This is a genomic window from Vibrio sp. QJM3NY_27 (assembly GCF_057785955.1).
In genome coordinates this window covers 2730302-2749367 of sequence record NZ_CM173511.1, presented here as the reverse complement: position 1 = coordinate 2749367, position 19066 = coordinate 2730302, and the positions used below count along the sequence as shown (strand labels likewise).

Here is a 19066-nt window from a genome sequence, read left to right as displayed (position 1 = left end):
TTTACAGACGATGCTATGGTGTTCTATGATCTAAGTCAATAGATATTTTTACGTCTAGACGGCTAAACGTCGATTGTGTTGCTAAGGTAGAAACAAATCGTTAACGAACGCAAAACTAAATAGATAGTGATGAAGCAAATAAAGCGTGTAATAATTAATGATTAATAGAGAGTTGATAGAGAACTGAATTTTGTCTAAACCTGCTGTTTTTTTAGATCGTGATGGTGTGATTAACGTTGATCATGGCTACGTACATGATGAGCATGACTTTGAATACATCGATGGTGTGTTTGAAGCGGCAAAAGCGTTTAAAGATATGGGCTATTTATTGGTACTTGTGACCAACCAATCTGGTATTGCTCGTGGCAAGTTTAGCGAAGATCGTTTTCTTTCTTTGACGCAGTGGATGGATTGGAACTTTGTCGATAATGGCGTTGAGTTAGATGGTATCTATTACTGTCCTCATCACCCTGAACACGGCATTGGCGACTACAAGCAAGATTGTGAATGTCGTAAGCCTAAACCTGGTATGTTCATTTCTGCGCGTGACTTTCTCAAAATTGATATGGCTAACTCGGTCATGATTGGCGATAAAGCTGAAGACATGATGGCCGCAGAAGCCGCTGGTGTTGGTACCAGAGTATTGGTGAGAACCGGTAAACCCGTGACTGAAAAGGGTGAGGCACTTGCCAGTGTAGTGCTAGATAGCATTAAAGATGTTCCAGCTTTCCTGAAAGGCTGATACATTTTCCTATCGTTAACAGGCTTACTTATTACGTGGGTTCTAACCAGTCAACTGGGGTGCTAACCCATAAATAAGATATCAGCGCCGTTAACTATATAAAGATGAGGAACGCAGTATGAAAGCATTGTTGGCAGCATCTCTATGTACGGTAGCGTTAGTCGGGTGTTCTCAATCCGCGGCGCCTGATGGTGCAGTCTCGGATGACCAATTCGTGACTTATCAATGTGAGTCTGACGCTTCATTTAAGGTCGCTTACCTTGGTAATGAAAAAGCGGTATTACGTTTGCCAGAGAATGAATATCGCCTAACTCAAATAGCGGCAGGTTCAGGAACGAAGTACATCTTAGATGATGGAACCTCTGAACTGATCAATAGCGTCACTTTACGCACTAAAGGTGACAACGCACGTCTAGAACTTGGTCGTGTCGTCTATAAAAATTGCCGAAAGTAAGTCATAGTTAACTTCTAGGATTTACAAACAGTTAAGTGAGGGGTTATGCCCTCGCTTTTTCCTCTCTTCCCTTTAACGTTAGACTTTTTATGAGCAAAAAACTCACTATTCTCGATATTGCTAAGCTGTCCGGTGTTGGTAAGTCAACTGTATCTCGCGTTCTGACCAATGATCCAAAAGTGAAACCTGAAACCCGTGAAAGGGTGGAAAGAGTAATTCAAGAATCTGGGTACTCGCCTTCAAAGTCTGCACAGTCTATGCGTGGTGGCAGTCAAAAAGTCATCGGCGTAATCATTTCTCGTCTGGACTCTCCTTCTGAAAACAAAGCGGTAAGTACGATGCTGGCCGAATTGTATCGAGCGGATTACGATGTGGTGATCATGGAAAGTCAGCTTGATAGAGAAAAAGCCAATGAGCATCTGCAGGTTCTCAAGCGTCGCAATGTAGACGGCATCATTGTATTCGGTTTTACTGACTGTGATATTCCTGCGATTGAAGCTTGGGAACACAAAGCGGTGGTGATTGCTCTGGATACCGAGAACGTGACGTCGATTAACTATGATAACCAACAGGTGATCAATAGTGCGTTAACGCATTTAGCAGATCAGGGGATCTCTGAGGTTGGCTTCATTGGCGTTGATCCTAGTGATAAATCAACCGGTGAACTGCGTCTTAAGGCTTATCTCGAGTGGTGTGAAAATACAGGTTCAATTGCGAACTATCGTACTGGTCAACTTCATCATGAAAGCGCTTATCAGTTGGTGGATGAGGTGCTTGCTCCTGCGACTCAAGCGATTGTCTGTGCAAGTGATACACTGGCTCTTGGCGTAATCAAACGTCTGCAAGAGTTACAACGTGAAGATGTGGTGGTGACTGGCGTTGGTGGCAATGATCTTCTCTCCTTCTTGTTCCCTCGAGTATTTAGCATTGATCCTGGATATCAATCTGCGGGGAAATTGGCCGCTAATCTATTGATCTCTCAGCTTTTAGGCAATGCAGAGATCTCTCATCACACTCAATCTCCTATTCTATAATCCACTCAATCAAGCGAAATTGAACCGCTTAGATTAAAATTAGAGTGTGATCTCTTTCAATTAATGGGACTGTTCCCATTTTAATTTATTATTCATGAAGGCATTATAATACCCGTGATTGGGAATGTTCCCATTAATCTAAATCGAGTGGTTATAGCTGCATGGTTTAGAAGAGTAATTGAATGAAACCAGGGTGGGGTAGTATGAGTAAGATAGCGAAGCAAGACGTTGCGCGCCTTATCGAGTTAGTCGGTGGCAAAGAGAATATTGCGAGTGTCAGCCATTGTCTAACTCGACTGCGTTTTGTATTGAACGATACGGAACAAGCGAACAAAGCAGAATTAGAGAAGCTTAAACTGGTAAAAGGCTGCTTTACGAACGCAGGTCAATTCCAAGTCGTGATTGGCACCGAGGTTGATGAGGTGTACGCACTTCTGATTGAGCAAACCGGTAAAGATGCATCATCAAAAGATGAGGCGAAGTTGGCTGCTCGTCAAAATATGAACTTCCTTGAGCGTGGTATCTCCCATTTAGCCGAAATTTTCGTACCACTGCTGCCTGCCATTATTACGGGTGGTTTGATTCTTGGTTTCCGTAATGTGATTGGCGACATTCGCATGTTCGACGGCAAAACCTTAGTTGAAATCAGCCAGTTCTGGGCAACCGTTCACTCTTTCTTATGGTTGATTGGCGAAGCTATTTTCTTCTTCTTACCGGTTGGTGTGTGTTGGGCAACGGTTAAGAAACTCGGCGGAACGCCAATTCTGGGTATCACACTCGGTGTGACCTTGGTTTCTCCACAGTTGATGAACGCTTACATGATAGGTAAATCGGTACCTGAGGTGTGGGACTTTGGTCTGTTCGTGATAGAGAAAGTCGGTTATCAGGCTCAGGTGATCCCTGCGATGTTAGCGGGTGTGGCTCTGGCCTTCATCGAGACCAACCTTAAGCGCATTGTTCCTTCTTATCTGTACCTGGTTGTCGTGCCATTTGTCTCGATCATCTTGTCTGTGATTCTAGCGCACGCCTTTATTGGCCCATTCGGTCGTATGTTAGGCGATGGTGTGGCATTCGCGGCTAAAGTGGCAATGACTGGTGACTTCGCGATTCTTGGTTCAGTGGTCTTTGGCTTCCTATACGCACCTTTGGTTATTACAGGTATTCACCACACAACCAACGCTGTGGATCTACAACTGATGCAAGACTTAGGTGGCACACCAATCTGGCCTTTGATTGCGCTATCAAACATTGCACAAGCTTCAGCGGTTGTCGGCATCATTATTTTGAGTAAGCGCGAAGGCGAACGAGACATCTCGGTACCAGCAGCAATCTCTGCTTACCTAGGTGTAACGGAACCTGCGATGTACGGCATCAACCTTAAATACAAATTCCCAATGCTGAGCGCAATGATCGGCAGTGCCGCAGCGGCTGCAATCTGTGGTAGTGCAGGTGTGATGGCGAATGGTATCGGTGTTGGTGGTTTGCCGGGTATCTTATCGATTCAACCTCAATATTGGTCGATTTACTTAGTCGCGATGTTGGTGGCGGTTGTACTGCCGATAACGCTGACATTGTTCTTCTATAAACGAGCACAGATGAAAGGCGAACTAGAAACCGCCAACGCGTAATGCATTTAGCAAGCGATGACTTCAAGTGAGTCATCGCTTTTTCTCTTATTTATAGCTTTTTCTTTTAGTTATAACGGCTATTCGACCATGTAAGCATGGTGATTTTTATTTTATATTTTCAGGTAAGTGAGTGTTAGAGATGGCGATGACTGAACATGATGAAAGCTGGTGGAAAACCGCAACCATCTATCAAATCTACCCAAAGAGCTTTTGTGACAGTAGCAGCAAAGGTACTGGCGATATCAAAGGGATCATTTCGAAACTGGATTACCTCAAACATTTGAGCGTGGATGCGATTTGGCTAACCCCAGTTTACGCGTCACCCATGATCGATAATGGTTACGATATCTCAGACTATTATGCGATTAACCCCCAATTCGGCACCATGGAAGACTTCGACCTACTGCTGTCTGAAGCGCATCAACGTGGCATTCGCATCGTGATGGATATCGTGGTAAACCATACCTCGACAGAGCATGCATGGTTTCAATCTGCTTTGGGCGATAAAAACAGCCCGTATCGCGATTACTATATCTGGAAAGATCCCGTAGATGGCCAAGCACCAACTAACTGGCAGTCTAAGTTCGGTGGTAATGCGTGGGAACTCGATGAGGCGACAGGGCAATACTTCCTACACTTATTCGCCAAAGAACAGGCCGACCTTAACTGGGAGAACCCGGTTGTACGCGAAGAAGTGAAAGACGTTATCAGCTTCTGGGCTGAGAAGGGCGTTGACGGTTTCCGCTTGGATGTGATCAACCTAATTTCGAAGCAACAAGATTTCCCTAACGATGATATCGGTGATGGTCGTCGTTTCTATACCGATGGTCCACGTGTGCACGAATATCTGAAAGAGATCAGTGAAGCGGTATTCCAGAAGTACGGCAGCGTGACAGTCGGCGAGATGTCTTCAACCACGTTGGAACATTGTCAGAAATACTCAAATATTGATAATAGCGAACTGTCGATGGTGTTTAACTTCCACCACCTTAAGGTTGATTACACCAATGGTGAGAAGTGGACCAATGCACCGTTTGATTTCTTACAGCTCAAGTCGATCTTCAATCACTGGCAAACCGGTTTGAACGGCAAAGGGTGGGGGGCGTTATTTTGGTGTAACCATGACCAACCAAGAGTCGTGAGCCGCTTGGGTAACGATCAACAATATCGTATTGAATCGGCCAAGATGCTGGCCGCGTCTGTACACATGATGCAAGGCACGCCTTATATCTATCAAGGTGAAGAGATTGGGATGACTAATCCAGGTTATACCGACATCAGCCAATATCGTGATGTAGAGAGCACCAATATGTACGACATCATGGTTAACCGTGATGGTGTAGCTCATCAAGATATGATGGCGATCTTGGCGCAGAAATCTCGTGATAACTCTCGTACACCAATGCAATGGAACAGTGAAACGTACGCTGGCTTTTCGCTATCACAGCCATGGCTAGATGTTGCGAATAACTACACTGAGATCAACGCTGAGCAAGCGCTCGAAGATAAAGACTCTGTTTTCTATTTCTACAAGAGCCTGATTGAGTTACGTAAAGAAGTGCCCGTGATTACTTATGGCAGCTATCAAGATTTATTGCCTGAGCACCCGTCGGTATTTGCGTACTCTCGTGAGAGTAAAAGCCAGACTTTGGTTTGTATTAATAACTACTATGGTGAAGCGTGTCAGGTTGAGTTACCTAATGAACTTGAGCTGGCTAAAGCGCAATTGCTATTGGGGAATTACCCTGATGATCAGTCGCCAGTTTCTGAATATACGATGACCTTACGACCATATGAAACAAGAATTCTCTTGATAGAGCAATAATACTCGTACCCCTATGCGAGTATAAGCTTTGAGCCTGAACTCTAGATGTTAGGCTCAAAGCTTTCTTCTAATTTAACATTGAAGTCTTATTCGATTGCTTAGCCTTTATTGACCGTAAATGAATCGAGAACCCACACTGTTTCGCTCAGTTGCGTGCCATTCTTTTCATCCCAGTCCATCATTTTCACAACGCCAAAGTTTGGGTTAAACCATGTCTCGGTATTGCTTTGAAATTCAGCTGAATCATACCCATCACAAACAACGTTGTAAGTGTTTTCAACTTTCAGGTACGCCGTTTCAATTTTCTTACCTCTAACCGTTACCGTTGAGCGCTGACCATTTTCAGAAACTTGTTGCTGCCAATGGAATTCACATTGTGTGTCTGACGGTCCTAAATCATCAATATCACCTTCATAAAAATCATCAAGCAAGGCTTCTAGTTGGCCAGTAGTAACCTCAAACGAAAGCCCGACTGAACTACTGCTGTGGCTAATATTTGGGCTTTTTTCTTTTACTGTACTGCCTGAGGATTTGAATACTGGGTTGGTCACTAAAAAGTCGACAGTCTCACCGTTGCTCAATTCTATATTGGCATCAACTGAGTTAACAAAGCCATCACTGCCTTTGTAAAACAGCTCACTGTCTGTCTCACTTTGCACCGTCACATCTGCAGCATAGAAGTCGTTGATACCGCTGTTTACCATGCTCTCTACCGTTGCCTTTAGCTTCTCTAGTTCAGCAACACCTTCAGTAGTGTTAGAGATAGCTAGCTTATCCAATTCCAACTGAATATTGGCCAACATCAGTTCAGAACTGATGTCTCGGTATGCAAGATCCAACACTGTGTTCTCTTCACCATCTTCTGATACTAGGTACGATAATAGTGTGATGTTCTTCGGTGCAAACTGAGAGTTGTTGATCGGGTAATCGAACTGAGTTGTACCAGTTGAGCCTGATGAAGAAGAGCCACCTCCACAGCCATATAAAGCAAAGAGAGAAGTCGCAAGCAGCGTCATAGATTTATTCATGTTGAGCATTCCTAATATAGTTGGCCTAGAGCGGCCTGTTGTTTTTAGGAATGCTATTGTTGAGAGGGTTAATAGGGCAAAAAACGAAGATACATAAGATCTTAATTTATGTTTAACTTATTGTTTTTAAGTGATTTATATTTATTCATTCGGGAAATTGATGGCCGACATTCGTGCAGTAGTTAAGCATTAGGTTTTCCCATTGCTTGATGATCAGTGGCTCATTGATGCTCAATTTTAGATTTTTCCAAGGCTGGAGACAGGTCGATTTCGACTCAGGTTTGGATAAGCGAGCAAACAACTCTTCTGAAGGAACCACTCGCAGTAACGCGACCAAGGATTCCATGTAGTTGAGGCGAAACTTATCCATATCCCCTTGCTTGTAAGCAATATGGGAAATCATCATATAGACCAGTGCGTTCTCGATGGTCGAGTTACCCGCCGTATTGGTAAGAAACTCTTTGGCAGTTTGCAGGTCTCTTAACTTGAAGTGGATAATTCCAAGCCAGAGTTTGAGCTCATCGGGAATCAACTTAAAGCGTGTTTGCACAAGGCTAGTGAAACTGATCAGTCGCTGGTGGTCAGTCTCAAAGAGCGCCATTTGTCGTGCAATCAATGTTGAAGTCATCACGTTGAGTGGCACGCTATCCAGCTTTAGCGTTTGTTCATTAAGTAAATGGTTTAGTTCTTTATCGCTGACAGACCATTCTGGTGATAGCGGAGCAGGTAGAGCAAAGTAGTTTGCCAGCTCTCTATTTATCTCCATCAAGTCTTCATTGAGGTTATCTAACTCTATTGAGTAGACCCCACGAAAGGCAAGCTTGCCCGAGCTTGGATAAATAAGGCTGACTTTAGCTGCAAGACGTGTATCGACCTCCTGATCCTTTAATTGAATATTGAGCAGGTAGTCACTGGTACGCATGTTTTTTGCGCCCGGAAAGAAAGGAGTGCTGTCTATTGGGTCAACGAAGTAACTCGGCGCATCTTGGTTGGCTAAATCGGTATAAGCGTATTCAATTTGCTGTTGGAGCAGTAGCGCTTTAACGGCTTTTCGGTGCGTTCTCGCATTATCACCAATGGCATCGATGCGGTTCAGTAATAGCTCGACCTTCGGAATCAGCCTCTGTGTGCGTTCTAGCTCGGAGGCTTGGTTTGACGAGTGCCAAAACATATAACCTAGAGTCGCGGTGCTTATCAGCAACACAACAGAGAATGACAGTAATAAGAGGTTAAGCGGCGACGTCTTTTGGCTGGCCTGGGGTGGCTCGGTTACTTCTGTAATTTCGATTGCTGTATTGGCCAGACTCACTGAGCTCGGATTGAGAAAGTATCCTTTGCGTGGATAGGTCACCAAGATCTTAGTAGCATCGCTTTCTGGTAGGTGCTTTTGCAATACAGAACGTAATGTACTGATTCTATTAGTGAGAACATTCTTTGAAATGAAGTTACTTTGCCAAACTGATTCGATGATCTGCTCAGCTGCGATAGGCTCACCCACGCTAGTAAGAAACAGTTCGAGTAATTCAATAGAACGAGGTTCTAAATCGATGACCTGCTCGTTGCTACTCAAGACACGTGTGACTGGGTTGAATTCTAAACCTTCAATAGAGATCGAGGTTTGAGTGTCTTTGGCGTTAGAGAGGTAATCTTGCATAAGAAAAGAGAGGGTAGCTTATAAAAGCTAAATACTAGCTGTTTTTGTTATGAAAAACAGCTAGTAATTCATTGATTGGATAACTGGTATTAAGACGCGTAATTCACCGAGTAACGAGTTGGCTTGTGGTTCATTGCTAATACGATGTTCAATACTGCGGTGCCCAATACCGAAACGGCAATTACCCAAGGCGATACGAAGAAGCAAGACGCAAACAGAATACAGGCATCAATGCCCATCTGAGTTTTACCTACAGAGATGCCATAGCGGTCTTGGATGAACAAACATAATACGTTGAAGCCACCCAAGCTTGAGCGGTGACGGAATAGGATTAACATACCTAAGCCCATTAATAAGCCACCGGCAACAGCACAGTAGATCTCGTTATGAACTTCTAGTGAGATAACGAGGTATAAATGATCGGCAAACACAGAAACTAACGCACCAGCAATTGCACTGCTAATGGCAAAGCTACGGCCAAATCGTTTCCACGCTAATAAATAGAATGGACAGTTGGCCACAAAGTACAAAATACCGAAGGTTACAGGTAAGAATTGACTCAAAAGCAGAGCCAAGCCAGTAGTACCACCGGTAAGCAGGTTCGCTGACTGTAAAAAGAAGACGCCTAACGCCACTAAAAACGTGCCAGTGAGAATAGCTACCCAATCTTCTTTACGTGAGTGTTTTTCCATCGTTTTAATAATTACCTAACCAATAAAGGCGTGCATAGTAGAGAAAAACCTTAGCTTTCGGTAGCTTGAGGGGTAAAATTAAGGTAAACCTATGTAATCTGCGTTTTACAGGGTGTAAAGCGTAAAATTGACAGTAAGCGTCATCTTTGGTTGGATAAGCTTAATAACCATGATGAATCTTATATGTGATTATGAAAAAACTGCATGATAAAATTGCAATTAGCTCTTTATGACCTAGATCAAATTATGTAGAATGCGTCACATCAAAACGGTGACGGAAACGTTTGCTTTCGGTCGTTGTGTGGTTTTTTTGAAACTTTCAGTACAATCTGAGTCAGGAGATACAGATGCTTAAGCGTGACATGAACATTGCTGATTACGATGCGGACCTATTCGCAGCTATCCAAGAAGAAACTCTTCGTCAGGAAGAGCACATCGAACTTATCGCTTCAGAAAACTACACAAGCCCACGTGTAATGGAAGCTCAAGGTTCTCAACTTACAAACAAATACGCTGAAGGCTACCCTGGTAAGCGTTACTACGGTGGTTGTGAGTTCGTAGATAAAGTTGAAACTCTAGCAATCGAACGTGCATGTGAACTGTTTGGCGCTCAATACGCGAACGTACAACCTCACTCAGGTTCTCAAGCAAACAACGCTGTATACATGGCACTACTGAATGCTGGCGATACTGTTCTAGGTATGAGCCTAGCCCACGGTGGTCACCTAACTCACGGTTCTCCGGTAAACTTCTCTGGTAAGCTTTACAACATAATCCCTTACGGTATCGATGAAGCAGGTCAAATCGATTACGAAGAGATGGAAGCGCTAGCTATCGAGCACAAACCTAAGATGATCATTGGTGGTTTCTCAGCTTACTCTCAAGTTTGTGATTGGGCGCGCATGCGTGAAATTGCTGACAAAGTAGGTGCTTACTTCTTCGTAGATATGGCTCACGTTGCCGGTCTAATCGCTGCAGGCGTTTACCCGAACCCAGTGCCACACGCTCACGTTGTAACAACTACAACGCACAAAACGCTTGCTGGTCCTCGTGGTGGTCTTATCCTTTCTAACGAAGGTGAAGATCTTTACAAAAAGCTAAACTCAGCAGTATTCCCTGGCGGCCAAGGCGGTCCTCTAATGCACGTTATCGCTGGTAAAGCAGTAGCGTTCAAAGAAGCTCTAGAGCCAGAATTCAAAGAATACCAAGCTCGCGTAGTTGCTAATGCAAAAGCAATGGTTGCTGAATTCCTAGCACGCGGTTACAACATCGTTTCAGGTTCTACAGAGAACCACCTGTTCCTAGTTGACCTAATCGACAAAGACATCACAGGTAAAGAAGCAGATGCAGCACTAGGTTCAGCTAACATCACAGTGAACAAGAACTCAGTACCAAACGATCCACGTAGCCCGTTCGTTACTTCAGGTATCCGTATCGGTTCTCCTTCTATCACTCGTCGTGGTTTCTCAGAATCTGACGCGAAAGAGCTAGCAGGTTGGATGTGTGACATCCTAGATAACATGGGTGATGAGTCTGTTATCGAAGCAACTAAAGCAAAAGTACTAGAGATCTGTAAGCGTCTACCGGTTTACGCTTAATTTTTCTTCGTAGTAATTTGAACTTCGTTGTCGAGCATGCTCACTTACATCCGTAAGCTCCGCGTGCTCTCCTAAAATTTCAAACGACTACTTTGAAAAGTACTTTTAAAGGGGCTCATTGAGTCCCTTTTTGTTTTAGGGAAAGGTGCTGAAAACTCCGCGCCTTTTCCTTGAACTAAATCTATTTGATTGAAACATACGATTTGAAGGGCTCCTGTATAGGGTAATGCCGATCAGTTAAGAAATTTGTGAGATCATTTGACCGATCCTCAAAAGGCTTCAAAATCCGATATTAGGAAACTAATATCGGATTTTTTATGTCTTTAGAAAGCCAACTTGCGAATACTTTTCGATCATGTAACACCTTTCATCACTTTGATAGATATTCTGACATTCTTAGCCCAGACCTTATTCAGCAAGGCTTCGAACAAGCGGGGGTCGCAACGGTGAGAAGAAGGCGTTTACCTTTAGAGGCTGTACTTTGGTCCGTTGTAGGAATGAGTCTTTTTCGACAACAATCTGTTTGGGATATAGCTAATCAACTCGATATTGTCCTGCCAGACAAACAACGTTTTGTTGCCCCAAGCGCTGTTGTTCAGGCGAGACAGAGATTGGGCGAAGAAGGTGTTAAGCAAGTCTTTAAGAAGATGGCAGCGCATAGCTATCAATCGTCTAACTTCGAAACTTGGTGTGGACTAAACCTTCTATCCGTCGATGGTGTCGTTTGGAGAACGACAGATACACCTGAAAATCATCAAGAGTTTAAAGCACAGCGCAATCAATCAGCTGAAAATATTTACCCTAAGGTACGTATGGTTTGTCTGATGGAGCTTACGAGTCATCAGATAATCGATAGTGCATTCTCTGACTATCGAACCAACGAAATGCGCCTTGCAGAAGAACTCATTGAACAAACCCCCGATCATTCTCTGACTATTTTTGACAAAGGATATTACTCTCTAGGGCTACTTAATCGCTGGAATAAAGTAGGCCAAGAAAGACATTGGATGCTCCCTGTGAGAAAGGACTTTCAGTATGAAGTCGTTCATAAATATAGCCAGAGTGACGCTATCGTTGCTATAAAAACGACACCTCAAGCAAGAAAGAAATTCAGTGACCTCCCTGAGATAATAGAAGCACGGTTAGTGTCGAAAATTATCAAAGGAAAGAAATATCAGGTGCTTACATCAATGCGTGATGGGTTGCACTTTCCTGGTGAAGACATTGTAGAGCTCTATCGCTACCGTTGGGAAATCGAATTAGGTTATAGGGAAATGAAGCAAACCTTGCTTGATAGTGAGTATACATTGCGAAGTAAGCGCCCAGATATGGTCAAACAGGAGCTCTGGGGGATTTTGTTAGCCTATAACCTTATAAGGCAGGTTATGACAAAGGCAGCGAGCAAGTTAGATAGCGTCTGGCCGAATCAATTAAGCTTTACGAGTAGTGCCATGGCTGTGACTCAATACTTTGCAGCTTTACCTTTAACGAGTCCTGGGAAACTACCCAAACACTATGAAGTACTACTACAGCAAATATCGATGTTTATCCTACCACCTCGAAGAGAAGATAGAAGTTATCCTCGTTGGGTGAAACTGAAACCTAAGAAATATGCAACGAATAGAAAAAATGCCAGTCAGCTTAACTGACTGGCATTACTCCTGTATAGGGGCCTTTTTTGTATTGGTCGGTATGAGCGTTGGGTTATCTGAGAATACAGAAAGGCAGGTACTAAAAAGGGCTGATGTTTGCACATCAACCCTTTGCTATTTGTTGGTATCGGTTTTACTTTTTGATGCTCAGTAAAGTACCTGACTTACATCTAAACGAGTAGTAGCTGCGGCTCTCGTTGAATTTGCCTAAGCCTTCACCATCGCAGTAGTCGATGTTGATATCACGCATTACTTCTAGTGTATCTTCGCTGTTCAAAGCGAATTTAGAACCATCAGAACAGACGATACGAATTCGCTCATCATGGCTTACTGAGTAGATATCGACTTCGGTATTACACAGCTCAAAAGAGGCTTCACGAAAGTTGTCTTGCTGTGTATTTGAAGCGCAACCTGCAGTCAGTGTTGCAGCGAAAACTGCCAAAAGTCCGAGTCTTTTCATTGTTAATCCTTCGCTATCATCAGATTGGGTGATGAGTTTTATATGCTATTTGAGGTAGCCTATACAACAATACGCTTCGGTTCAAGGAGCGTTCGTTGACTCTAAGATATAAAAGTATAGATGTAGACAGATAATTTATAACTGGTTAACTACATGTTTATCCAATACGTATCACCAATAAAAAAGACCAACACTGAGGCTTAATGCCGTTCGGATAAGCATTACTGCTTGAACCTAAACGGATATTTGGCTGGAACAAAGAGGACTGAACGTGGAAACGTTCGGTCCTTTCTTTTATCTGGAAGAATGAAGTGACTCAGACTTTCTCTCATCCTTTTAAGTTTGACTGGTAGGGTTCCGTCTGGACTTAAAGCTAACCAACGTAACTGAGCATCTATAAGGTTAATTGCAGCAGTAAAGCTTACCCTAGTCGCTCGAACCCCGGCTTCTGAAGCTATCTTAACCATCTCTAATCGCACTAAGTTATAGGCAAGTAATACGCCCCAAAGCTCTTGCTTCACACCGGCAGAAAAACGACTTCGTAAAGTGACGTGACTTTGCAGTTGAGTCTGTTTAATTTCACCATAACCCTCTTCAATCTCCCAGCGTTGCCAATAAACACGCAGCAGGCTTTCTAGCGAGTATTTGCTAGGGTCTGTAAGTGAAGTAATAAAACCTTTTATCTCACCTTTTGGCTCTTGATATAGGACTAATCTGGCTTCCCAACGTGCGGGTAAATTCGGATTCTGCCGTTGAGCTTGAGGAGAGATAGGCATTGAAATGAGCATGTCGTTTTCCGCATATTTCTCCAACACTTCATAGCGTAGTTTACGTTTTGCAGGCATTAACCAGTGAGTATTTTCCGCACTCTCTTGCCACGACAACAAAAGGTCTGCCGAGAAATAACAACGATCAAGTAAGGTCAATGAGTGTGCGGGGATATCATTGAATAGGCGCTTAGCTAAGGTCGTTTCACCGACATGACAACCATCAAAAGCCGCCCCCATAATCATTCGTGTTTCTGTTGACATCAAAGCGACTAAACGAAGTTGAGGGTAAGGTTTCAATTTTTTAGAGATGAACCCAAATTCTTCAGCGTTCTCTGTGGAATCTTGACATCTAAATGTTGTTCCATCCACAGCAAGTACATTAAGTTCTAAGTCTCTGTCTTGTTGAAGGATATCTCCGTGCCAAGCCTTCACCGTTGTGTTAAATAGAGCTGCTAATGGGCTCTCATCTAGACGTCGACGTGAATCAGTTAGGACACTAGGTGCGACACGAGACCAACTATCTTCAGGTTTAGGCTGAAGCGCAATGTCTAATGAACTGCATACCTCTTTGATAGACATGTTGCGTTGCAACCCCATCCAAATAACTAACCAGACAGCTTGCTGCGCGGGAAGTCGGCGTCGTCTTATGCTCGCTTTATTTGTTTCAAGAAGAGCTTGTTCTATCCACTCAATCTGAATAGCGTCGACGACAGATTCATAATTATCGGCATCTTCAATGGTCTCGTGTGCCATTGCTAATTCTTGTTCAAGCATAAAAAATCCCCATCAACATTGTTGATGAGGATTATCTTCTAACTGCAGGATCGTTCAAGTCTTCTTAAACGATCGGCATTAAACACTGAGGCTGGCCTTTCAAAATCAAGTTTGTTTTAAATGACTATCGAAACTGTTTGGCTTCTGGAAGAAACTCAAAACCAGCAGACGCAAGTTTTGCGATCAAGGCTGCTTTGTCGATTTCGTAGAAGTTGACTACTCGATCCAAATCACCGCCGAAGTCGTCACGGAGCTTCATGTTGACGATGCTCATCAACATCACAGAGTCCATCTTTTCAAAGTTAGCGAGGTTCATATTAGTCCTCGAAATCTGAGATCAGTAGGTTAGCTGCGGCAAATGCAGCACTATCTCTTGCTTCTTTAGGAAGAGACTCATCCGCAGCAAGGTCATTCAATGTTTTTACCGCGCAGGTGATCGCTTTAGGGATATAGCCTTGGTCGCCACTGCCAATTTGAGAATACAGTGCACGCACCAAATCACAACAATCGTATACTTTCATTTTTATACCTAACCAAATGATAACTGATCTCAATATACACATAGAGATAAGCAAAAACAAAGTGGATCTGATTAAGTTCAGAGTTAGTTTGTTCTTGCTCAATATCTCATTCTGTTAATGCTCAATGTATTACTTTGCTAGCTTGCCATTTGAGTCGTTCTTTACGAGTCGCTTAGTATCTAATGATTAGCCGGATATTTGTTGTTCAAGTTGATAAGTAACTTCATCAGCAAGGTTGAGTTGCTTAGCTAGTTCTTTGAGGTAAGCCTGCTCCATGAAGTTTTGCTCATCCGCTACAATCAAAGAGGCTAAATAAATCTCACTCGCTTGTTGAGGCGACGTTGCCAGTTGAGCGATTTCGCTTGGGTCGAGTGGCTTGTGAAGTTCTTCAGAGACCAATTTAGTCAGTTGATAGTCCGCACCCATATTTTCGACCGCTTGCTCGATCTTGGCCATTTCCTCCTCATCGACATGACCATCGGCTTTGGATGCAGCAATCATAGATCTTAGAATCAGCACACTATGGTTTGAGTCGTTCTCATCAAATTGAGCTTGTTCGACATTCGGTGTTTGGCCTTGTTTAGATTGATAGTCGTTATAGACCTTGTAAGCGAGTGCGCCAAGTGCCGCTGCACCACCAATACCAGCGGCTTTCTTACCCATTTTCTTGGTTTTCTTAGAGCCCATTAACGCACCTAACAGACCGCCGCCAACTGCGCCTGCACCGAAGGCGCCTAGTGTACTTTTACTGCTACTCTTGCCATTGCTGCCTTTAGAAAGGCCACTTAAACTTGAAGATCCTTGTGACAGTTTCTGAGTGCCTTGTTTAACGAGATCTGATTTAAGTGCTTGGTTCAGTAAGCTTTTGATATCCATCGATACCTCCAATGGTGAGCATGTCCAAAAAGTTGATGACACCAATATACGGATTTGAAGATGAACAGGGGATTAACTTACGTTATTTACTCTAGTGATAAATAGAAGGGAGTTTAAAGAGAAACGACAGGCACAAAAAAGGCCACCTAGTGGCAGCCTTTCAATATCTAACTAAATATTTATTAGCTAGCAAATAGGATTACTTAGCTAGTTGAGCCTTAAGGTGCTCGATAACCGTGTCCATAGCGATAGCTTCTTTATCACCAGTACGACGGTTTTTGTATTCGAAGTTACCTTCGTCCATGCTGCGATCGCCGATAACGATAGTGTGAGGGATGCCCACTAGCTCGATATCTTTAAACATTACACCTGGGCGCTCTTTACGGTCATCGAATAGTACTTCGATACCCATAGCTGTTAATTCAGCGTATAGCTTCTCAGCTGCTTCTTTAACGCGCTCAGATTTGTGCATGTTCATTGGTACGATAGCAACTTGGAACGGCGCTAGTGCGTCTGGCCAAGTGATACCGAATTTGTCGTGGTTTTGCTCGATAGCAGATGCAACAACACGTGAAACACCGATACCGTAACAACCCATTTCTAGGATTACGCTCTTACCATCAGGACCAAGCACGTTACAGTTCATTGCTTTAGAGTAAGTATTACCTAGTTGGAAGATGTGACCAACTTCGATACCGCGCTTAAGCTGGATAGTACCTTGACCACATGGGCTAAGGTCGCCTTCAACAACGTTACGTAGATCTTCAACTTGAGCAAGCTCAACGTCACGACCCCAGTTGATGCCGAAGTAGTGCTTACCGTCTACGTTTGCGCCAGCGCCGAAGTCACTCATTACTGCTACAGAGCGGTCAACGATGAATGGTAGCTCTAGACCAACAGGGCCAAGTGAACCAGGACCTGCACCAACAAGTGCGCGGATTTCTTCTTCAGAAGCCATCTCTAGCGGAGAAGCAACTTGTGGAAGGTTCTCTGCTTTCACTTCGTTCAGTTCGTGATCACCACGGATGATCAGTGCAATGATATTTGCTTCTACTTCATCAGATGCTTTAACGAATAGAGTCTTAACTGTCTTCTCGATTGCTAGACCGTGTTGTTCTACAAGCTCTGCGATGGTTTTTGCGTTTGGCGTATCAACAAGTTCCATCTCTTGAGTTGGCGCTGCCGCTTCAGTCGTTGGAGCTAGTGCTTCTGCTTTCTCGATGTTCGCTGCGTAATCAGACTCAGAAGAGAATGCGATTAGGTCTTCGCCGCTTTCAGCAAGAACGTGGAACTCTTGAGAGCCGCTGCCGCCGATTGCGCCAGAGTCTGCCAATACTGGACGGTACTCAAGGCCCATGCGGTCGAATGCTTTACAGTAAGCATCGTGCATCGCTTGGTAAGACTTTTCTAAGCCTTCTTTGTCGATATCAAAGCTGTACGCATCCATCATAGAGAATTCACGTGCACGCATTACGCCAAAACGAGGGCGGCGTTCATCGCGGAATTTAGTCTGGATTTGGTACAGATTTAGAGGAAGCTGTTTATAAGAGCTGATCTCGTTACGTACTAGGCTCGTTACCACTTCTTCTGCTGTTGGGCTAAGAACAAACGGACGAGAATGACGGTCTGTGAAACGAAGTAGCTCAGGACCCATCTTTTCAGAACGGCCAGTCTCTTCCCAAAGCTCAAACGGTTGAACTACGGGCATCAAGATTTCAACGGCACCTGCATTATCGATCTCTTGGCGAACGATATTTTCGACTTTACGCAATACACGTAGACCAGTAGGTAGCCAAGTATATAAACCTGAAGCTAGCTTACGGATCATACCTGCACGTAGCATCAGCTGGTGGCTGATAACTTCTGCGTCGTTTGGAGTCTCTTTCAGAGTAGAAAGAAGGTAGTTACTGGTACGCATTCTATGGTATCCGTTTCATCATTGATAAAAGAAAACTTGCTGCAGTTAGTGACGACAGCAAATCTGATATAGCCGTATATAATATCAGCCTATTTGGGATCTCAAAAGCGTTCAATGTCGGTAACATTGATGAAAAGCGTTTCGACAACGAATTTCACGTTAAGATCGAACAAATTTACCGCATATTCTTTACTGTCTGGCTTGTCTTTCTTATAGGCGGGTCGTGGATCTTGGCCTAACACTTCTTTGATCACCTGAATGATATGGCGCGCCTGTGGGTGACCAGACAGCTTACTTTGGGCTTGCTGCGAGAAGCTCACATCTAACACTTCAGGTTCATCGGCGGCAAACCCTCCTAGTGCATCGGGAATCGAATCCGAGTAGGGGATATAAGGCTTGATGTCGATGATAGGTGTGCTGTCAACGAGATCAACACTGCCTAAGTCCAACCAAGTTTGTCCCTTTTCTTGAGATACCCCTTTGAGTTCAACTGCAGACATGCCTATTCCATTCGGTCTGAATGTGGCACGAGACGCGAAGACACCAATACGTTCATTCCCGCCAAGGCGAGGTGGTCTCACTGTTGGTTTCCAGCCTGCTTCAAGGTTCTTATCGAACAAAAACAACAACCACACATGGCTAAATTGCTCAATATCTCGCACAGACTCAAGGCAGTTTGCTGCGTCAACCAACTTGACTCTTGAGGTGGATGTTGGCACCAATCTAGGCTGCCTGGGTACCGCGAACTTCTCTTTATAGGGAGACTCTATAAAGCCAATAGGTTCAATGGAGTACATGAGTGGACGTTCTCTAATTACGATCTATGGCGGAAAAATATCATAAAATCGCTTGTTTTTCTTTTGATAATAATTATCATTTGATATGTTATAACGTATCAATTTTAATATTTAGGGAAATACAATGAAACCGAATATCCACCCTGACTACCGCACAGTGGTGTTCCACGACACCAGTGTTGATGAGTACTTCTTGATTGGCTCAACGTTGAAAACAGAACGTACTATCGAATGGGAAGATGGCAATACTTACCCTTATTTCACGATTGAAGTGTCTGCAAAATCGCATCCTTTCTATACGGGTAAACAGAGAGTGCTACATAAAGAGGGACGTGTTGCTAACTTTACTCGTCGCTTTGGTCAATTAGGTAAGGGAGCGAAATAGAATGAAAGTTGTAAAATCACTTAAAAGTGCGAAAAGCCGTCATCCAGATTGCCAAATAGTAAAGCGCAGAGGCCGTCACTATGTCATCTGTAAATCCAACCCGAGATTCAAAGCGGTTCAAAAATAGTCAGTCAAATTGATGTGACACGAGTGTAAAAACGAGGGGAAAGTCAAACTTCATTCATTTGTCTGTTTTTCTTTTCCTTCGAGAGGAACCTTACAGAATATTGTGTGTTAAATTAGCGTATGCTGTGTTTT

General features: G+C 43.6%; 19 protein-coding genes. 9 read left to right on the top strand and 10 right to left on the bottom strand.

Features of this window, described 5'->3' with window-relative positions:
- Positions 1-190 precede the first annotated feature (190 nt).
- The 5 genes from gmhB to treC all read left to right on the top strand — a co-directional run bounded on the left by gmhB (position 191) and on the right by treC (position 5683).
- The gene (gmhB, locus tag AC3CIA_RS12220) at positions 191-742 is read left to right on the top strand and encodes a D-glycero-beta-D-manno-heptose 1,7-bisphosphate 7-phosphatase (protein ID WP_004734374.1); all 552 of its coding nucleotides are present in this window, start codon (positions 191-193) and stop codon (positions 740-742) included.
- 118 nt (positions 743-860) lie between these two features.
- On the top strand, positions 861-1196 hold the full coding sequence (locus tag AC3CIA_RS12215; RefSeq protein WP_019824951.1) for an MliC family protein: 336 nt from the start codon (positions 861-863) through the stop codon (positions 1194-1196).
- Between the two features lie 89 nt (positions 1197-1285).
- Positions 1286-2230 carry a trehalose operon repressor TreR gene (treR, locus tag AC3CIA_RS12210; protein ID WP_004734376.1) on the top strand — a complete coding sequence of 315 codons (945 nt, stop codon included), beginning with the start codon at positions 1286-1288 and terminating at the stop codon, positions 2228-2230.
- A gap of 203 nt (positions 2231-2433) precedes the next feature.
- Positions 2434-3858, top strand: coding sequence for a PTS trehalose transporter subunit IIBC (treB, locus tag AC3CIA_RS12205; protein WP_016791314.1), 1425 nt, complete (start codon positions 2434-2436; stop codon positions 3856-3858).
- A 139-nt stretch (positions 3859-3997) separates the two neighbouring features.
- Positions 3998-5683, top strand: coding sequence for an alpha,alpha-phosphotrehalase (gene treC, locus AC3CIA_RS12200; RefSeq protein WP_488518173.1), 1686 nt, complete (start codon positions 3998-4000; stop codon positions 5681-5683).
- A gap of 98 nt (positions 5684-5781) precedes the next feature.
- Here the strand turns inward: treC and AC3CIA_RS12195 are convergent, their stop codons facing one another.
- The 3 genes from AC3CIA_RS12195 to AC3CIA_RS12185 form a co-directional block, all read right to left on the bottom strand.
- Complete coding sequence (locus AC3CIA_RS12195; RefSeq protein WP_488518172.1) at positions 5782-6711, bottom strand: hypothetical protein; 930 nt, start codon at positions 6709-6711, stop codon at positions 5782-5784.
- A 145-nt stretch (positions 6712-6856) separates the two neighbouring features.
- Complete coding sequence (locus tag AC3CIA_RS12190) at positions 6857-8365, bottom strand: winged helix-turn-helix domain-containing protein (RefSeq protein WP_488518171.1); 1509 nt, start codon at positions 8363-8365, stop codon at positions 6857-6859.
- Positions 8366-8454: 89 nt separating this feature from the next.
- Positions 8455-9057: a YitT family protein gene (locus AC3CIA_RS12185; RefSeq protein ID WP_016784986.1), complete on the bottom strand. Its 603-nt coding sequence runs from the start codon at positions 9055-9057 to the stop codon at positions 8455-8457.
- Positions 9058-9404: 347 nt separating this feature from the next.
- Here AC3CIA_RS12185 and glyA point away from each other — a divergent pair, with 347 nt between their 5' ends.
- Positions 9405-10655: a serine hydroxymethyltransferase gene (gene glyA / locus AC3CIA_RS12180; protein WP_102516430.1), complete on the top strand. Its 1251-nt coding sequence runs from the start codon at positions 9405-9407 to the stop codon at positions 10653-10655.
- Between the two features lie 317 nt (positions 10656-10972).
- Entirely contained in the window at positions 10973-12304 is a 1332-nt protein-coding gene (locus tag AC3CIA_RS12175; RefSeq protein ID WP_488518170.1) for an IS4 family transposase, read from the top strand.
- A gap of 136 nt (positions 12305-12440) precedes the next feature.
- Here the strand turns inward: AC3CIA_RS12175 and AC3CIA_RS12170 are convergent, their stop codons facing one another.
- The 7 genes from AC3CIA_RS12170 to tsaA form a co-directional block, all read right to left on the bottom strand.
- The gene (locus tag AC3CIA_RS12170; RefSeq protein ID WP_004736794.1) at positions 12441-12767 is read right to left on the bottom strand and encodes a hypothetical protein; all 327 of its coding nucleotides are present in this window, start codon (positions 12765-12767) and stop codon (positions 12441-12443) included.
- A gap of 221 nt (positions 12768-12988) precedes the next feature.
- Positions 12989-14311: an IS4 family transposase gene (locus tag AC3CIA_RS12165; RefSeq protein WP_488518169.1), complete on the bottom strand. Its 1323-nt coding sequence runs from the start codon at positions 14309-14311 to the stop codon at positions 12989-12991.
- Positions 14312-14435: 124 nt separating this feature from the next.
- The gene (locus tag AC3CIA_RS12160) at positions 14436-14627 is read right to left on the bottom strand and encodes a DUF4250 domain-containing protein (protein ID WP_004736793.1); all 192 of its coding nucleotides are present in this window, start codon (positions 14625-14627) and stop codon (positions 14436-14438) included.
- 1 nt (position 14628) lies between these two features.
- Positions 14629-14832: a YaeP family protein gene (locus tag AC3CIA_RS12155; protein WP_017072685.1), complete on the bottom strand. Its 204-nt coding sequence runs from the start codon at positions 14830-14832 to the stop codon at positions 14629-14631.
- A gap of 186 nt (positions 14833-15018) precedes the next feature.
- Positions 15019-15708, bottom strand: a complete 690-nt coding sequence (locus tag AC3CIA_RS12150) for a tellurite resistance TerB family protein (RefSeq protein WP_488518168.1) — start codon at positions 15706-15708, stop codon at positions 15019-15021.
- Positions 15709-15907: 199 nt separating this feature from the next.
- A complete protein-coding gene (locus AC3CIA_RS12145) occupies positions 15908-17626 on the bottom strand; it encodes a proline--tRNA ligase (RefSeq protein ID WP_488518167.1) in 1719 nt (572 codons plus the stop codon).
- 101 nt (positions 17627-17727) lie between these two features.
- Entirely contained in the window at positions 17728-18423 is a 696-nt protein-coding gene (tsaA, locus tag AC3CIA_RS12140) for a tRNA (N6-threonylcarbamoyladenosine(37)-N6)-methyltransferase TrmO (protein WP_488518166.1), read from the bottom strand.
- Between the two features lie 124 nt (positions 18424-18547).
- Here tsaA and AC3CIA_RS12135 point away from each other — a divergent pair, with 124 nt between their 5' ends.
- Together AC3CIA_RS12135 and ykgO are read left to right on the top strand one after the other, a co-directional pair.
- Positions 18548-18808 carry a type B 50S ribosomal protein L31 gene (locus AC3CIA_RS12135; RefSeq protein WP_004734366.1) on the top strand — a complete coding sequence of 87 codons (261 nt, stop codon included), beginning with the start codon at positions 18548-18550 and terminating at the stop codon, positions 18806-18808.
- A gap of 1 nt (position 18809) precedes the next feature.
- Positions 18810-18935: a type B 50S ribosomal protein L36 gene (gene ykgO, locus AC3CIA_RS12130; RefSeq protein WP_010436457.1), complete on the top strand. Its 126-nt coding sequence runs from the start codon at positions 18810-18812 to the stop codon at positions 18933-18935.
- Positions 18936-19066: the final 131 nt, after the last annotated feature.

Bases quoted from the DNA above. Each gene is read 5' to 3' on its own strand.
- AC3CIA_RS12150 (WP_488518168.1), bottom strand. From the start codon at position 15,708: ATGGATATCAAAAGCTTACTGAACCAAGCACTTAAATCAGATCTCGTT.
- glyA (WP_102516430.1), top strand. From the start codon at position 9,405: ATGCTTAAGCGTGACATGAACATTGCTGATTACGATGCGGACCTATTC.
- treR (WP_004734376.1), top strand. From the start codon at position 1,286: ATGAGCAAAAAACTCACTATTCTCGATATTGCTAAGCTGTCCGGTGTT.
- treC (WP_488518173.1), top strand. From the start codon at position 3,998: ATGGCGATGACTGAACATGATGAAAGCTGGTGGAAAACCGCAACCATC.
- treB (WP_016791314.1), top strand. From the start codon at position 2,434: ATGAGTAAGATAGCGAAGCAAGACGTTGCGCGCCTTATCGAGTTAGTC.
- AC3CIA_RS12215 (WP_019824951.1), top strand. From the start codon at position 861: ATGAAAGCATTGTTGGCAGCATCTCTATGTACGGTAGCGTTAGTCGGG.
- AC3CIA_RS12165 (WP_488518169.1), bottom strand. From the start codon at position 14,311: ATGCTTGAACAAGAATTAGCAATGGCACACGAGACCATTGAAGATGCC.
- AC3CIA_RS12155 (WP_017072685.1), bottom strand. From the start codon at position 14,832: ATGAAAGTATACGATTGTTGTGATTTGGTGCGTGCACTGTATTCTCAA.
- AC3CIA_RS12175 (WP_488518170.1), top strand. From the start codon at position 10,973: ATGTCTTTAGAAAGCCAACTTGCGAATACTTTTCGATCATGTAACACC.
- AC3CIA_RS12170 (WP_004736794.1), bottom strand. From the start codon at position 12,767: ATGAAAAGACTCGGACTTTTGGCAGTTTTCGCTGCAACACTGACTGCA.
- ykgO (WP_010436457.1), top strand. From the start codon at position 18,810: ATGAAAGTTGTAAAATCACTTAAAAGTGCGAAAAGCCGTCATCCAGAT.
- AC3CIA_RS12135 (WP_004734366.1), top strand. From the start codon at position 18,548: ATGAAACCGAATATCCACCCTGACTACCGCACAGTGGTGTTCCACGAC.
- tsaA (WP_488518166.1), bottom strand. From the start codon at position 18,423: ATGTACTCCATTGAACCTATTGGCTTTATAGAGTCTCCCTATAAAGAG.
- AC3CIA_RS12190 (WP_488518171.1), bottom strand. From the start codon at position 8,365: ATGCAAGATTACCTCTCTAACGCCAAAGACACTCAAACCTCGATCTCT.
- AC3CIA_RS12185 (WP_016784986.1), bottom strand. From the start codon at position 9,057: ATGGAAAAACACTCACGTAAAGAAGATTGGGTAGCTATTCTCACTGGC.
- AC3CIA_RS12160 (WP_004736793.1), bottom strand. From the start codon at position 14,627: ATGAACCTCGCTAACTTTGAAAAGATGGACTCTGTGATGTTGATGAGC.
- AC3CIA_RS12195 (WP_488518172.1), bottom strand. From the start codon at position 6,711: ATGAATAAATCTATGACGCTGCTTGCGACTTCTCTCTTTGCTTTATAT.
- AC3CIA_RS12145 (WP_488518167.1), bottom strand. From the start codon at position 17,626: ATGCGTACCAGTAACTACCTTCTTTCTACTCTGAAAGAGACTCCAAAC.